General features: G+C 43.9%; 13 protein-coding genes. 2 read left to right on the top strand and 11 right to left on the bottom strand.

Annotation, left to right across the window (positions count from 1 at the left end):
- Position 1: 1 nt before the first annotated feature.
- The 11 genes from lpxD to rpsB form a co-directional block, all read right to left on the bottom strand.
- Entirely contained in the window at positions 2-1,045 is a 1,044-nt protein-coding gene (gene lpxD / locus JJQ94_RS17385; RefSeq protein ID WP_039497143.1) for a UDP-3-O-(3-hydroxymyristoyl)glucosamine N-acyltransferase, read from the bottom strand.
- Complete coding sequence (locus tag JJQ94_RS17390; RefSeq protein WP_010371344.1) at positions 1,045-1,563, bottom strand: OmpH family outer membrane protein; 519 nt, start codon at positions 1,561-1,563, stop codon at positions 1,045-1,047. The genes lpxD and JJQ94_RS17390 overlap by 1 nt, the downstream gene beginning before the upstream one ends.
- An 11-nt stretch (positions 1,564-1,574) precedes the next feature.
- Positions 1,575-4,046 (bottom strand): outer membrane protein assembly factor BamA, encoded by a 2,472-nt coding sequence (gene bamA, locus JJQ94_RS17395; RefSeq protein WP_099029283.1) that lies wholly within the window; start codon positions 4,044-4,046, stop codon positions 1,575-1,577.
- A 166-nt stretch (positions 4,047-4,212) separates the two neighbouring features.
- Positions 4,213-5,565: a sigma E protease regulator RseP gene (rseP, locus tag JJQ94_RS17400; protein ID WP_099029284.1), complete on the bottom strand. Its 1,353-nt coding sequence runs from the start codon at positions 5,563-5,565 to the stop codon at positions 4,213-4,215.
- 2 nt (positions 5,566-5,567) lie between these two features.
- Entirely contained in the window at positions 5,568-6,758 is a 1,191-nt protein-coding gene (ispC, locus tag JJQ94_RS17405) for a 1-deoxy-D-xylulose-5-phosphate reductoisomerase (protein WP_099029285.1), read from the bottom strand.
- Entirely contained in the window at positions 6,755-7,621 is an 867-nt protein-coding gene (locus JJQ94_RS17410) for a phosphatidate cytidylyltransferase (RefSeq protein ID WP_017216091.1), read from the bottom strand. The genes ispC and JJQ94_RS17410 overlap by 4 nt, the downstream gene beginning before the upstream one ends.
- A gap of 10 nt (positions 7,622-7,631) precedes the next feature.
- Positions 7,632-8,405 carry an isoprenyl transferase gene (locus tag JJQ94_RS17415; protein ID WP_099029286.1) on the bottom strand — a complete coding sequence of 258 codons (774 nt, stop codon included), beginning with the start codon at positions 8,403-8,405 and terminating at the stop codon, positions 7,632-7,634.
- A 171-nt stretch (positions 8,406-8,576) separates the two neighbouring features.
- On the bottom strand, positions 8,577-9,134 hold the full coding sequence (gene frr, locus JJQ94_RS17420; protein ID WP_010371327.1) for a ribosome recycling factor: 558 nt from the start codon (positions 9,132-9,134) through the stop codon (positions 8,577-8,579).
- A 92-nt stretch (positions 9,135-9,226) separates the two neighbouring features.
- On the bottom strand, positions 9,227-9,964 hold the full coding sequence (gene pyrH / locus JJQ94_RS17425) for a UMP kinase (protein ID WP_010371324.1): 738 nt from the start codon (positions 9,962-9,964) through the stop codon (positions 9,227-9,229).
- Between the two features lie 139 nt (positions 9,965-10,103).
- Positions 10,104-10,955, bottom strand: coding sequence for a translation elongation factor Ts (gene tsf / locus JJQ94_RS17430; RefSeq protein WP_099029287.1), 852 nt, complete (start codon positions 10,953-10,955; stop codon positions 10,104-10,106).
- A gap of 220 nt (positions 10,956-11,175) precedes the next feature.
- On the bottom strand, positions 11,176-11,904 hold the full coding sequence (gene rpsB / locus JJQ94_RS17435; protein ID WP_010371318.1) for a 30S ribosomal protein S2: 729 nt from the start codon (positions 11,902-11,904) through the stop codon (positions 11,176-11,178).
- Positions 11,905-12,183: 279 nt separating this feature from the next.
- On the opposite strand from rpsB, the gene map reads away from it, so the two are divergent.
- The gene (map, locus tag JJQ94_RS17440; protein WP_099029288.1) at positions 12,184-12,975 is read left to right on the top strand and encodes a type I methionyl aminopeptidase; all 792 of its coding nucleotides are present in this window, start codon (positions 12,184-12,186) and stop codon (positions 12,973-12,975) included.
- Between the two features lie 217 nt (positions 12,976-13,192).
- Entirely contained in the window at positions 13,193-15,811 is a 2,619-nt protein-coding gene (gene glnD / locus JJQ94_RS17445; protein ID WP_099029289.1) for a [protein-PII] uridylyltransferase, read from the top strand.
- Positions 15,812-15,820 lie beyond the last annotated feature (9 nt).

Genomic DNA, 15,820 nt, shown 5'->3' on the forward strand with positions numbered 1-15,820 from the left:
CTTATTCTACATCAGTATCTTTAAGCTGTGCTGTCAGCAGCTCAAGTGCCTTCAGGCGCGACTTAAAGTCAGATAAATTGCGTAAGTGTGCAATAGACTTACGCCACTCTTTATTCGTTTGGTGAGGTAAACCAGAAGAATAGATCCCTGGCTCAGTAATTCCTTTAGTAACCATGCTCATACCAGTAATGACAACCCCATCACAAATTTCGTTGTGACCATTGATTGCTGTCATGCCACCAATTTGGCAGTACTTACCGATTTTCACACTGCCCGCCAGTACCGTGCAGCCTGCGATGGCTGTACCGTAACCAACTTCAACGTTATGGGCAATTTGGATCTGGTTATCTAAAATGACGTTGCTATGAATAATGGTGTCTTCTAGCGCGCCTCTATCAATAGAAGTACTCGCGCCAACTTCGACACGGTCGCCAATAATTACGGTGCCAACTTGAGGGATTTTAACCCACTCGCCTTTCTCGTTGGCGTAGCCAAAACCATCACTTCCTATTACGGCACCTGACTGGAATAGACATTGTTCGCCTATCTGCACTTCATGATAGACGGTTACGTTTGCCCAGAGTTTAGTCTTTGCGCCTATTTTGGCATGTTTTCCAATGAAACAGCCTGGCCCTATCTCAACATCATCACCAATCACAGCGCCATCCTCAATTACAGCGTTCGCACCCACACTGACGTTTGCACCAAGTGTTGCGGTATCAGAGATAACTGCTGTACGATGAACCCCTGATGCTGCGCTAGGGGTTGAGTCTAGCTTCTGTGCAAGTTTTGCATAGGCTACATAAGGATCTGCGATAATGAGTTTATTACCCGCAAAATAATCCGCGTCTTTTTCACTCAAGATCACGGCCCCCGCAGTCGTGCTTTCAAGCTGACCACGGTATTTGCTGTTGGCTAAAAACGCGATTTGGTCGTCTTTTGCCTGCGCGAGAGTGGCGATATTTCGAATTGATTTATCGCCATCACCTTGCAGCTGAGCACCTAGATACTCAGCAAGTTGAGATAAGGTGTGAAGTTTTGTCATTACTTATTGCTAACCGCTTTTACCACTTCTTCAGAAAGGTCGGCTACTTTATCAGGATTGAAGTAAATTGTCGTATCTTTTACTTTAACTTCGTCAAACTTACCTTTTTTAGCAACAGACTCAATCGCATCTACGATTAGCTTTTGTACTTTAGCAAGCTCTTGGTTTTGACGAACTTTAATTTCTTGCTCTAGTGGACGACCTTTTTCAGCAAGTGTCTTTTGCATGCCTTGGATCTTCTCACGAAGCGCTTCTTTTTGCTCTTCACTCATTGTCGTCGCTTCGCGCTTAAATTTTTCAGCTTCGAAACGAATGTCACCTTGAATTTTTTCAAGCTCTTGACGACGCTCAGCGAACTCAGCTTGTAGTGTCTGTTCAATTTTCGCCATTTGTGGAATTTGCTTATACACTTCCTGCATGTCTACGATGCCTACTTTGTGTGCAAATGCGCTACCTGAAGCACCCATCATTAGTGCTGCAGTCATGGCTAGTGTTGATGATTTAATAAATTTTTTCACAATAAAACTCCTTAGAATGTATTACTGATATTGAAGCTGATCGTCTTCGTATCGTCTTCTTCTTCTTTTTTAAGTGGGTAAGCGAAACTGATCAGCATAGGCCCCATAGGCGAGATCCACTGAATCGATAAACCCGTTGATACTCTGAACCTTGATGGATCAGAGAAATCAGAAAGTAGATTGTATTGATCTTCTGGCAAGTTGTTATAACGGTCTACATCAAACTCCGTATCCCAAACGTTTGCCGCATCGACGAAGAAACTCGTTCTTACTGAACTCGTATTTTCTTCGTCTAGGAATGGCGTTGGTACGATAAGCTCAAGACCTGCTAGTGCTTTTGCGTTACCACCGATACGACCACCTAGATTTAGCGTATCAAATTGCTGATCGCCGCCAATACAGCTACCTGATGTACCATCTGGTTTAGGTGTGCCCGGAATACACTTAGGCGCACGCTGTACCGCTCGAGGTAGAATCGTGTTTCGGTCAAAACCACGCAGTTCTTGCTCTGAAATACGGAAGAACTCTTGGAATGGCAATACTTGCTCAAAGCCATTCGTCTCGCCATAGCCGTTACCATAGCCTAAACCCGCTCTCGCTGAGAATACCCAACGATGGTCATTACTGATTGGCCAGTAAAAACGTGAATCGTAATTAATCTTGAAGAAATTAAGATCTGAGTTTGGCGTGGTAACACTTAAGTTCAAGCTTTGACGAGAACCTGCTGTTGGGAACATACCACGGTTAACCGTTACACGTGACCAACCTGCACTTAACTCATATTTAGTAAAATCATAATCTGCATTTGGATCGCTTTCGTTTAAGAAGCTCTCACGAAGTACTCGTGTTTGTTCAAAGTCTGAAATTTGCGAAAGACTTTCTTCAATCCAACGAATACCGAAGTTAACACGATTGATAGCATTGATTGGGAAACCAAAGTTAGTGCCGATACCGTAGCTCGTCGATTTATAATCTACAATCCCAAACTCACTTGCATCGAACTTACTATAGAATATACTGCTGCCTTGCGACACGCCATCAGGCGTAAAGTAAGGATCGGTATAAGATACACTATAACGCTCTGAACCACGCGAAGTGTTAATATTGAAAGCAACTTGGTTACCAGATCCTAGGAAGTTTGACTCACTAACACCAATGTTAAACTGAAGACCGGCATAAGAACCATAAGCAACACCTGCTTGGAAACTACCTGCAGGCTGTTCTTTTACTTTAAAGTCAACATCAACCTGATCTTCAACGCCTGGAATTGGCTTCACTTCAAACTCTACCGATTCCATATATGGCAAACGTTGAATTTGAAGCTTTGAACGCTCTAGGTTTTGGTTAGACAACCACGCACCTTCAAGCTGCGTCATTTCACGACGTAATACCTCGTCTGCTGTATTTTGGTTACCGTTCACCACGATACGACGTACATATACGCGCTTTCCAGGATCAACAGATAGTGTTAATTGTACTTCTTTGTTTTCGTCATCGATTTCTGGAACGGTTCGTACTTCTGCATTGGCATATCCAAAACGAGCCAAATAGCTCTTAATGAAGTCTTCAGTTGCCGTTACAACTGAGCCGTTGTAAAGCTCACCAGCGCGAAGTGGCACTATGCCCTTAATTAAATCTTCACGACCTAATAAGTCACCAATGAAATCAAACCCTTTAACGGTATATTTTTCACCTTCGGTGATGTTTGCCGTAACATAAACTGATTCACGTTCTGGGCTTACTGAAACCTGCGTTGAATCGATGTTAAAACGTAAATAACCACGGTCTAGGTAAAAACTGCGGATCTTTTCTAAATCGCCTTCAATGGTTTGCTTTTGATAACGGTCATTAGATAGGAAGCGCCACCAAGGCAAGTCCTGCTGAGATTCAATTAGGTTAAGAAGTTCTTCGTCCGAGAACAGCTCATTACCAACAAGGTTAATTTGACGTACAGAAGCAGCATCACCCTCTTCAAACTTCAGCATCAGCTTCACACGGTTACGTGGCAATTCAACAATGCTCACCTCAACCTTAGCGTTGTATTTACCAATACTGTGGAAGAATTCCGTTAAGCCTTTTTCGATACTATCGAGTACAGTTCTGTCTAACGGTTCACCTTGGCGAATATTTTGCTGCTCTAAACTCTCGTTTAGCTGTTCGTCTTTGATGTCTTTGTTGCCATCAAATTCGATTGAGCTGATAGTTGGACGTTCTTTAACCTTAAAAATAATCTGATTACCATCACGGAATACCGCAATGTTGTCAAAGTGGCCAGACTTGTACAACGCCTTGATTGTGCGTGAAATAGTAAACTGATCGACATTGTCACCAACGTTGATCGGAATATGTGTCAATGCAGCACCTAGTGCAACGCGCTGCAGCCCTTCTACTTTTAAATCTTCTACGATAAAGGAGTTTTGCCCTAAGGCAGCAAAACTAGCGCCCAGTAAACTGGTTACTGCAATGTGTTTTTTTATAGGCATTTTATTATCTTTATCCTTTACAACAATTTTGGCGCGATACGCTAAGGCCCATTACATCACAACATTCAAACGTTACAGCTTTTGTATTATGTTATCCGTTGTATGCTTGAACAAAAATGCAAACATTTAAACTGCATATAATGTGCGCTTTTTAGCACCGCACGGCTTAAAGCCGAGAAACATCATTAAATAGTGCAAAAAACGTTAAGGCAAGAAGAAGCGCTGCTCCAATCTTAAACCCAAACTCTTGTGTCTTTTCAGAGACTGGTTTTCTGCGAATTAGTTCAATTAAGTAATACATTAAATGCCCACCATCTAGGACAGGGAGCGGTAATAAGTTAAAAACTCCTAAATTCACGCTGATAAGCGCTAAGAAGCCTAAAAATGCAACTAACCCGTAACTAACACTATTTCCGGCACTAACCGCGATCCCCACAGGCCCGCTTAAGTTTTTTACCGAGACTTGGCCCGTGATTAAGTTGCCGATCATGTCGAAACTTAAGGCAATCAAGTCGTAAGTTTTACGAATGCCAAGCACCATACTATCTAGGATGCCGTATTGTCTAGTTTCAATATAACCATTTGGCCACTTTTCCATCACAGGCACAACGCCCAAGTAGCCTTGTACGACACCTTCTGGTGAAGTTTTCGCCTGAGGGGTTATTGTTAGGGTTTGTGGCTGACCATCGCGCAGAATATCAATGCTTATGGCTTGATTTGCCGATTTTTGAACTCGGCTCACCAGCTGTTGCCAAGATGTCAATTTGTCACCATTTATCGCAACTAGCGTATCTTCCACTTGTAAGCCACCTTTGTCAGCGGCGGCTCCTTCTTCGATATAACCGAGCTGCAGTGTCAGCGGCGGTCTATATGGCGTAATGCCGACTGAGGTCAGCGGCGCTTCGTCCTGCTTTTCCAGCTTCCAATCGCTCAAATGTAGCGTACGGATCGCCAAACTACCTTTTTCATCTTGTACTTTGGCAACCAAGGATGGTTCACCCAAATGCGCCATTAATTCGAATGTGACGTCCTGCCATGAGTGCACTAACTCATCATTCAGTGCAATGATATGGTCGCCTGATTGAAATCCAGCATCCGCTGCGATACTGGTTGGTGTCACACTACCAACGACGGGTTTTACTGATTGAACCCCTACCATATACATTGCCGCTAACGCGACAATAGCAAACAAAAAGTTCGCAATGGGGCCTGCAGCTACCACAGCGATACGAGAAAGTACTGGCTTATTATTGAAGGCGAGGTGACGCTCCTGCTCTGGCACATCGTCAACGCGTTCATCGAGCATTTTGACATAGCCGCCAAGTGGAATTGCGGCGATAACGTATTCAGTTTGATGTTTGTCATACCACTTAACTAAAGGCTTACCAAAACCGATAGAAAAACGTAAGACCTTAACGCCGGCTTTTCTGGCAACCCAAAAATGGCCATATTCATGAACGGTAACTAAAATCCCTAAAGCAAGAATAAATGAGCCTAAGTGCCAGAAAAATTCAAACATGGTTACCTCAATGTGGCGATAATTTGCTGCGCTCGGTGGCGGGCAGTTTGGTCTGTTTCCATAATAGACTCAACAGATTCTAATACGCTTAGCGCACTTTGCTCAAGCGTTAAGGCATTGACTCGATAGATATCACAAAACCCAATCTTACCCTCTAAAAATGCCGCAACGGCAATTTCATTTGCAGCATTCACTGTTGTTGTTGCGGCCTGACCACTACGACAGGCGTCAATCGCTAATTTGAGGTTGGGATAACGGTTAAAATCTGGTTTGGTAAAAGTGAAATCGACAATCTGAGAAAAATCTAATGGCTCGACGCCCGCGTCAATTCTTTCAGGATAGGCAAGCCCATATGCAATCGGCGTTCGCATGTCTGGCTGCCCCATTTGTGCCAGCACCGAGCCATCGCGATACTGCACCATAGAGTGGATCATACTTTGTGGGTGGATCACCACTTCAATATCGTCAGCTGAGCAGTTAAATAACCACTTAGCCTCAATAAACTCTAGCCCTTTATTCATCATGGTCGCAGAGTCGACAGAGATTTTTCTGCCCATAGACCAATTAGGATGCGCAACCGCTTCTTCTACCGTTACTGAAGCTAAGGTAGCCAATGAACGCTGCAAGAAAGGTCCACCTGAACCGGTTAATAAAATCTTACTAACACCGCTGTGACTTAGATTTGAAGATTGTCCAGTTTGTATGGTCGTTGGTAGACACTGATAAATGGCATTATGCTCACTGTCGATAGGGAGTAAAGTCGCACCATGCGCTTTTACTTTATCCATAAACAGCTGGCCACTCATTACTAACGACTCTTTATTCGCCAGCAACACTTTTTTACCCGCCTCGACTGCCGCTAAAGTCGGTAACAACCCTGCTGCACCAACGATTGCGGACATCACGATATCCACATCTACGTGGCGAGCCATCTCGGCCATTGCTTCAACGCCATGGAGTACTTCGGTGGTAGTGCCCGTCAAACGTTGAGAAAGTTGCTGAGCTGCGTGCTCAGTGCTCATAACCGCGTATTTGGGCCGATGACGTAAACAAAGCTCAGCCATCTTTTCCGCATTTTGCCCTGCGACTAAGGCAAATATACGATATTGTTCTTTATTGCGGCTGACGACGTCTAAGGTTGATAGTCCAATAGAGCCTGTCGCTCCCAGCACTACCAAGTTTTGCTCGCTCATAGCACAACCGTCCAAGCGTAGCAAAAAGCAAAAATGGGGGCTGCAGCCGTTAAACTATCAATGCGATCAAGGATACCGCCGTGACCTGGCAAACAACGGCCAGAATCTTTAAGACCTACTTCGCGCTTAAACATACTTTCAAGCAAATCACCAACAGCAGAAAATAGCGCGATAATAATGGTCATTGCAGCATAAATAGGCCACATATTGAGATCAATCGCAGCAAAGTGACAAAACACTAACACAAAAACAACCGCGGTGATCACACCACCAACTAGACCTTCAATCGTTTTATTAGGGCTCACTTTAGGCATGAGCTTATGCTTGCCTAAATTCTTTCCAGCGAAGTAAGCGCCAATATCCGCACTCCACACTATGCCCAATACCACCATGATAAGGACTGAACCTATGTGCTCGCCATCTTCGTATCCGGCACTACGCATCACGTTTAACGCAAGCCACAGAGGGACTAGCGTCAGTACACCGGCGATGGAGCGCATCATGATCCCTTCATTCCAAGCACGAGCTGCTCGTGGGTATTTAACCACTAAGAAAGTGGCAACCAACCACCACGCAAAAGCTAACGTAAATACATAATTAGCATCAGCGACTAAGCGCCCTTGCTGCCATAAATCTTGTATTGGCCAATGGGTGTTAAGCAATAGAATTAACACCGCCATGACGCCAACGAAAGTAAAACGCTGACGCTTTTGACATAGGCCTGCAAGCGCCGACCACTCCCATGCACCAAGCAAAACGATTAGTGCGGCAATCGTACTAAACATTGCCAGCGGTGTATAAAACACCAAAAGTAGAGCCAGAGGTGCAAGCACCGCTGACGTTAGAATACGTTGTTTTAACAAATTTGAACCCTTAACTTGTTGCGTCTTTCTCTGCGAGGAGCTGCTTTATCTGCTCTCCTGTGCATCCGAAGCGTCGCTCTCTAGACACGTAACAAGCTATGGCTTCAGAGAATGCTTGCTCGTCAAAATCAGGCCAAAGCGTGTCGGTAAAATAGAGTTCGGCATACGCAGCTTGCCATAGCAAGAAGTTACTAATGCGGAAGTCGCCTCCCGTTCTGATCAGCAAGTCGAGATTCGCTTGATCGGCCATCGTCATCTGCTCTGTCAAGGCATCTTCGGTTATATCACTTGGTTGCAATTCACCCGCTGCAACTTGTTTTGCGAGGTGTTGTGCTGCTTGTGTGATATCCCAACGTCCACCGTAATTTGCTGCAATGTTTAAGTTAAGCCCTGTATTGTCCTGGGTCAATATTTGAGCTTCATGAACACGCTGTTGGAGGCTGTCAGGAAAACGAGAAAGATCGCCAATAATGGTTAGCTTTACGTTGTTCTTATGTAATTTTTTAACTTCTTTAGACAACACATAAATAAATAATTCCATCAACGTGCTGACTTCATCTTCTGGCCTACGCCAGTTTTCACTACTAAAGGCAAATAGCGTCAAAGACTCTATACCTAACTTGGAACAGAATTGTACAGCACTGCGAACCGAATCTACGCCCTTCTTGTGTCCGAAGGCGCGCGGACGCCTGCGAGCTTGAGCCCAACGACCGTTGCCATCCATTATTATCGCAACATGTTTTGGCAATGATTGCTGCGAAATAACCTCTGCTTTTAAAACCATAATTCCAATTTAAGTGAAAAAAAACGCCGCCTAGTATACCCTAGGCGGCGCTTCAAACCTAATAAATTTGTCATTGTACCTAGCCAAAAAAACGCTAACTGCTCAGAAACAAAGCAGAATTTTCTGCAATACGTAAACAGTGCGTAAACATAAACGCTAGGATATAGACATTTAGATTTCCATCAACTCAGCTTCTTTCGCGCTTAGTTGCGTATCCATTTCTTTGATGAACTTGTCAGTCAATTTTTGGATATCATCTTCAGCTTGACGCGCTTCGTCTTCAGAAATTTCTTTGTCTTTTAGCAATGATTTAATATCACCGTTTGCATCACGGCGAATATTACGTACTGCAACACGACCACCTTCAACCTCACCACGTACGATCTTGATGAGATCTTTACGACGTTCTTCTGTTAGTGGAGGAAGTGGAACACGGATCACAGTACCTGCTGACATTGGGTTTAAACCTAAGTCAGAAGACATGATTGCTTTTTCTACCGCTTGTGCAAGCGATTTGTCGAATACGCTGATAGCCAGTGTACGAGAGTCTTCCGTCGTTACGTTTGCTACTTGGTTTAGCGGTGTATCTGCACCGTAGTAAGAAACAGAAATACCATCTAGTAGCGCAGGGTGTGCACGACCTGTGCGGATTTTAGAAAGCTGGCTTCCAAGTGCAGCCACACTTTTTTTCATGCGCTCTTGAGCGTCTTTTTTAATATCTTCGATCACAATACTTTCCTAGTCTGTTCTTGTTATGCCAGATTATACTCGCAATTTAGAGATTCGCTACTTAACTACGAGTTGCTGAAATAGTCGTCAGATTATTCTGCTGCTTGAGAAGAGATAAGGGTACCTTCCTCTTCACCCATGATGACATTTTTCAATGCACCTGGTTTATTCATGTTGAATACGCTGATTGGCATATTGTGGTCACGTGCCAATGTAAATGCAGCTAAATCCATCACTTTCAATTCTTTGTCGATCACTTCGTTGTAAGTCAACGTACGGTATAGCGTAGCATCTGGGTTTTTCACCGGATCGTCACTAAATACTCCTTCAACCTTAGTGGCTTTAATCACGGTATCCGCTTCAATCTCGATACCGCGCAAACATGCTGCTGAATCCGTGGTAAAGAATGGGTTGCCCGTACCTGCTGAGAAAATAACAACACGGCCAGATTTTAATAGGCTAATTGCTTCTGCCCAATTGTACGCATCACACACACCATTTAGCGGGATAGCAGACATCAAACGTGCGTTTACAAAAGCACGGTGCAGCGCATCACGCATCGCAAGGCCATTCATGACGGTCGCTAGCATGCCCATGTGGTCGCCCACAACTCGGTTCATGCCCGCTTCTGCAAGTGAACCACCACGTAAGAAGTTACCGCCACCGATAACCAAACCTACTTCTACGTCGAGCTCTACTAACTCTTTGATTTCTTGTGCCATACGATCCAATACTTTTGGATCGATACCAAAGCCTTCATCTCCCATTAAAGCTTCACCACTAAGCTTTAAAAGAACGCGTCTAAAAACAGGTTTTTTATTGATAGTCATAATATCCGGGCCAATTAAAAGTGAGGTAAAAAATAACCGCGCTTATGCTAGACATAAATGCGCGGTTATTTTAGAGAATTTTCAGCAATGACGCAAAGCTAATGTCAGCTTTTACGTCATTAGGCATCACAATAAGTGATTACTGGCCTTTTGCTGCAGCGATTTGTGCTGCAACTTCTGCTGCGAAGTCTTCTTCTTTCTTCTCGATACCTTCACCTACTTCTAGGCGAACGAATGAAGAAACAGATGCATTCTTCTCTTTAAGGTAGTCACCCACTGATTTCTTAGGTTCCATGATGAAAGCTTGACCAGTAAGAGAGATCTCACCAGTGAACTTCTTCATACGACCAACAACCATCTTCTCAGCGATTTCAGCTGGCTTACCTTCGTTCATTGCGATTTCAACTTGAACCGCTTTTTCTTTTTCAACTACTTCAGCAGGTACGTCTTCTGGGTTTAGGTAGTCTGGCTTAGAAGCAGCAACGTGCATTGCAACGTGCTTAAGTGTTTCTTCGTCAGCATCACCAGCTACAACCACACCGATACGCTCGCCGTGACGGTAAGCAACTAGCTTGTCACCTTGGATGTAAGAAACACGACGGATGTTCATGTTCTCACCGATTTTAGCTACTAGTGCAACACGAGTCTCTTCAAACTTAGCTTGTAAGTCTTCGATAGTTAGTTGCTCAGCTACAGCTGTGTCAGCAATTTCGTTAGCAAATGCAAGGAAGCTTGCGTCTTTTGCTACGAAGTCAGTTTGACAGTTAACTTCTACTAGTGCAGCAAAACCTTCGCCTTGCTTGATGATGATTGTACCTTCAGCAGCGATGTTGCCTGCTTTTTTAGCAGCTTTAGCAGCACCACTTTTACGCATGTTTTCGATTGCTTGATCGATATCACCGCCAGTTTCTGTCAGTGCTTTTTTACAATCCATCATGCCAGCGCCAGTGCGCTCACGAAGTTCTTTTACTAGGGCAGCAGTTACAGCCATTAGAATATCCTCAAATCTGAATTCAGTTCTTGATAAAACCAACCTTAGGTTGGCTGAATATCAAATCAAGTACAGCTCGCCTCAATTTGATAAAAATCCGTTATCTTTCAAGGTCTGCTTGGCAAACAACGGGATAAGCAGTTAATCGCTTATAAAGAATATCAAGTCTTCACCAATAATTTGATGAAGACTTGATGACAGCTAATACCTAATCAGGTAATTACTCAGCTTCAACGAAGTCGTCGTTTTCTGCTTGAGCAACGATGTTGCTTTCACGACCTTCAGTGATAGCAGTCGCTACTGCACCAGTGTATAGCTGGATTGCACGGATAGCGTCGTCGTTACCTGGGATGATGAAATCAACACCATCTGGGTTAGAGTTAGTATCAACAACAGATACTACTGGGATACCTAGGTTGTTAGCTTCACGGATAGCGATGTGCTCGTGGTCAGCGTCGATAACGAAGATAGCGTCTGGAAGACCACCCATATCTTTGATACCGCCAAGGCCTTTTTCAAGCTTTTGCATTTCACGAGTAAGCATTAGCGCTTCTTTCTTAGTAAGCTTCTCGAAAGTACCGTCTTGGCTTTGAGTCTCAAGCTCTTTAAGACGCTTGATTGATTGACGAACTGTTTTCCAGTTAGTCAACATACCACCTAACCAACGGTGATTTACGTAGAACTGCTCACTTTGGATAGCCGCTTCTTTAACTGCTTCGCTTGCAGCGCGCTTAGTACCTACGAAAAGGATTTTGCCTTTGTTAGATGCTACGTTCTGTAAGAACTTAAGTGCATCGTTGAACATAGGAACAGTTTTTTCTAGGTTGATGATATGAACGCGGTTACGTGCACCGAAGATGAACGGCTTCATCTTAGGGTTCCAGTAACGTGCTTGGTGACCGAAGTGAACACCAGCTTGAAGCATATCGCGCATTGAAACGTTTGCCATTGTATATTTCCTCTAAAAGTTAGGGTTAGGCCTCCACATATCCCATAGCACCAACACGAAGTTTTTATAACCGCATGCACCCAAGTGTATGTGTCGATATGTGTGTGTGTTAATATTAATAAGTGTGTTGTCTTAACTACAAACATTCATTCTCATCGTGTGAGGAAGAATTATTTGTAAAAAGACGGCGCGCTTTATACCATATATAAAGAATTAACTCAATCTTATGCGTAAAATTTGTGCATAATAAATGTTCATCTAAATTGACTTGGAGTCTAAATGAGTGCTGTGATCAAAACCCCTGAAGAAATCGAAAAAATGCGTGTTGCCGGGCGTTTAGCCGCGGAAGTACTGGAAATGATCGAGCCGTATGTTAAGCCAGGGGTGACCACCGACGAATTAAACACCATTTGTCACAACTACATTGTTGATGAGCAAGGTGCTGTTCCTGCACCGCTAAATTATCACGGCTTTCCGAAGTCTATTTGTACCTCAGTTAACCACGTTATCTGTCACGGTATCCCAAACGATAAACCGCTAAAAGAAGGCGATATTATCAATATCGACATCACTGTGATCAAAGATGGGTATCATGGTGATACGTCTAAGATGTTTTACGTCGGTACACCAACTATCCAAGGTAAGCGCTTAAGCGAAGTCACGCAAGAGAGCCTATACCTTGCGATAAAAATGGTAAAACCGGGCGTGCGTTTGGGTGATATTGGCGCTGCAATTCAAAAGTATGCAGAAGGCTTTAACTACTCTATTGTGCGTGAATATTGTGGTCACGGCATTGGTAAAGAATTCCATGAAGAGCCGCAAGTAATGCACTACGGCAAACCGGGCACTGGCGAAGTACTTAAAGCCGGTATGTGTTTGACTATCGAGCCTATGGTTAACGCAGGTAAGCGCCAATGTAAGCTACTAAAAGATGATTGGACTGTAGTTACCAAAGACCGTAGCCTTTCAGCACAGTGGGAACACACGTTGCTTGTCACAGATAATGGCGTTGAGATTTTAACGCTACGCAATGACGAGACGATAGAACGCGTTATTGCGCATTCAGCATAATTGCAAAAGCATTTATCAGAGCCAGCCAGATTGCTGGCTCTTTTATTGCAGAACTCACGTAACAGCTGTTACAGCACCCCTTGTGTTTAGATATCAGTTACGCGTAGTGATTAGTTGCCCAATCCTTGACCCTTCACCTCCCCGTCACTCGCAATTCTTATTTATTTAGTGTAAAACAGGACTCTACTGTTTTTGCGCGCATGACACAGGATCCTAAGTGGCATTACCGAACAAAGTGAAGACGCTTCTTGACGAAGCACAAGAACTTACCGATTACCGTGATTGTCTTGCTTTTTTCTACAAATGGTTAAGCAATCAATTTGCCAAGCAACCCGTTAGAAATCTAATTAACTCTCGAGCCGAATTTATCGATCGATTGTTGATTAAACTGTTTAATGAAACCGGGCTGGCGCACCAACCAGACTTGTCGTTAATCGCCATTGGTGGTTATGGTCGTGGTGAGTTACACCCTTTCTCTGATATCGATTTTTTGGTGCTGACCAAATCAGTTCCCTGTGAAGAAGTGACCAGCTGTTTAGAGCGCTTTGTCACTTATTTATGGGACTTAGGTCTAGATATTGGTCATAGCGTGAGAACCCATGAACAAGTCCTAGAACAAAAACAAAATGACGTTCACTTTGCCACTAGCCTGCTAGAAAGCCGCCTAATTTGTGGTAACCATGTTGAGTATGAACGACTCAAACGACATATCGTTGAAACCCCTATTTGGCAATCCAGTGACTTTTTTATCGCCAAGGTCAACGAGCAGAATATTCGCCATAAAAAATGCCATGGTACCGCCTATAACCTTGAGCCCAACATTAAAGAAAATCCTGGTGGCCTGCGCGACCTTCAAACCATTTTTTGGGTGGCTAAAAAGCACTTCCGTGCTGAGACTTTGGAAGAATTAATCAATCACGGTTATTTGACCCATGAAGAATATCAAGAGCTGTTAGAGTGTATCGAAAACCTTTGGAACATTCGCTTTGCACTGCATCTGGCCGCTGGTCGCAGTGAGAACCGCTTACTGTTTGACCATCAACCTCATGCCGCAGAACTCCTCGGTTTTGGCTCTGAAGGTAAAGCTTCAGTTGAACGCATGATGAAACGCTTATTTAGGATCATGAGCCGAGTGCGCGAAATGAACCAGATGCTGCTTTCCTATTTCGAACAAAGCATTCTTCCTGAGCAGTTGGAACAAGAAGCGACTCCACTCGACAGAAACTTTGAACGTATTGGCAACAAAATTCGCGTGAAAAACCCTTCGGTCTTTTTCCGTCGAGAGAATTTGTTTGTCCTTTTCGAACATATTGCAGACAATCCTAAAATTAATCAGATTGACCCAAGTACCATCCGTACCATGCGCCAAGTCAGACGCCGTTTATTAGGCGATCTGCAAGATTATGCAGGCTGTCGTGATGCTTTTTTAAGGTTATTGAAACACCCTAATGGCATGGGCCGAGCGTTTACTCTGATGCATAAACACGGGATCATCGCGGCCTATTTACCGCAGTGGCGTAATATTTTTGGTCAAATGCAGTTCGATCTGTTTCACGCCTACACAGTGGATGAGCATACCCATAAGCTCATCAATAACATCTACCGCTATTTCGATAAAGAGCATATTAGTGAATTCCCGATTTGTTCTGAGATTGTTGCCCGCATGGACAAGCCAGAGCTACTTTACTTAGCTGGGATCTTTCACGATATTGCCAAAGGTCGAGGTGGCGACCATTCCGAGCTTGGCGCCGTTGACGCCATGGCATTTACCAAAATGCACGGCTTTACCGCTTCCGACGCTAAATTGGTAGCTTGGCTGGTGCAAAATCACCTATTGATGTCTGTCACAGCCCAGCGTAAAGATATTAATGATCCCGATGTTATTGCTGAATTTGCACAAAAAGTGAAAAACGAACGTCAGCTAGATTATCTCTATTGCTTAACGGTCGCCGACATTCGTGCCACCAACGACAACCTCTGGAACGACTGGAAAAACACGCTCTTACGCGAGCTGTATCTACATACTCAGCGGGCATTGCGCTTGGGCCTTGAAAACCCAATGGATATGCGCGATCAGATCCGTGATAAGAAACGCCAAGCCAAGCAACGGCTAATTAATTTGGGCTACTTTGAAGAGTACATTGACCTTATTTGGTCACGCTTTAAGGCCAATTATTTTACCGCCTTTAGTGAACAGCAGATCTCTTGGCATACTGAGCACTTATTACAGTCTGATGATTTAAGTCAGCCAAGCGTGATCGTCTCTGACAAGCCTATGCATGGCGGGACACAAGTATTCGTATACAGTCCTTATGAATCTGCGTTATTCGCCAAACTGGTCAGTGTAATTGGTTCTAAAAAAGCGCAGATCCAGCATGCTCAGGTCATGACCACAAAAGATGGCTATGTTGTCTTTAGTTTTGTTATCTTAGAAGTGAATGGCGACCCACTCAGTACTGGCCGTGCAGCGGGGATCAGAAAAGGCTTGGAAACTTTACTGAAAGATCCGAAAAGAAAGATCCGGGTTAAGAAAAACCGCTCACAGAAGTTTAAAGACTTTAATATCAAACCTAAAATTATACTGCGCCCGCACGCACGCGACGATCGCAGCCTAATTGAAATTCAGGCTATTGATATTCCGGGGTTACTGACTAAAATTGCTGAGGTATTTCAGGCCTATTCACTACATATTCATGCCGCGCGCATTACAACCGTCGGCGAACGCGCAGAAGACTTTTTCGTCGTCTCAAACAAAGATTACAAGGCACTGGATGAAGTACAAAAAGCTGAGCTTCATCGTGCCCTACTCAAAAAATTAAATGCTGAAACAGATTAACGAGGAATT

Origin of the sequence: Pseudoalteromonas sp. GCY, from assembly GCF_016695175.1 — a bacterium.
Lineage (GTDB): Bacteria > Pseudomonadota > Gammaproteobacteria > Enterobacterales > Alteromonadaceae > Pseudoalteromonas.

What these genes read in the sequence shown, in the direction of transcription:
- tsf (WP_099029287.1), bottom strand. Translation starts at nt 10,955, where the DNA reads ATGGCTGTAACTGCTGCCCTAGTAAAAGAACTTCGTGAGCGCACTGGC.
- pyrH (WP_010371324.1), bottom strand. Translation starts at nt 9,964, where the DNA reads ATGACTATCAATAAAAAACCTGTTTTTAGACGCGTTCTTTTAAAGCTT.
- JJQ94_RS17415 (WP_099029286.1), bottom strand. Translation starts at nt 8,405, where the DNA reads ATGGTTTTAAAAGCAGAGGTTATTTCGCAGCAATCATTGCCAAAACAT.
- lpxD (WP_039497143.1), bottom strand. Translation starts at nt 1,045, where the DNA reads ATGACAAAACTTCACACCTTATCTCAACTTGCTGAGTATCTAGGTGCT.
- bamA (WP_099029283.1), bottom strand. Translation starts at nt 4,046, where the DNA reads ATGCCTATAAAAAAACACATTGCAGTAACCAGTTTACTGGGCGCTAGT.
- map (WP_099029288.1), top strand. Translation starts at nt 12,184, where the DNA reads ATGAGTGCTGTGATCAAAACCCCTGAAGAAATCGAAAAAATGCGTGTT.
- ispC (WP_099029285.1), bottom strand. Translation starts at nt 6,758, where the DNA reads ATGAGCGAGCAAAACTTGGTAGTGCTGGGAGCGACAGGCTCTATTGGA.
- rseP (WP_099029284.1), bottom strand. Translation starts at nt 5,565, where the DNA reads ATGTTTGAATTTTTCTGGCACTTAGGCTCATTTATTCTTGCTTTAGGG.
- rpsB (WP_010371318.1), bottom strand. Translation starts at nt 11,904, where the DNA reads ATGGCAAACGTTTCAATGCGCGATATGCTTCAAGCTGGTGTTCACTTC.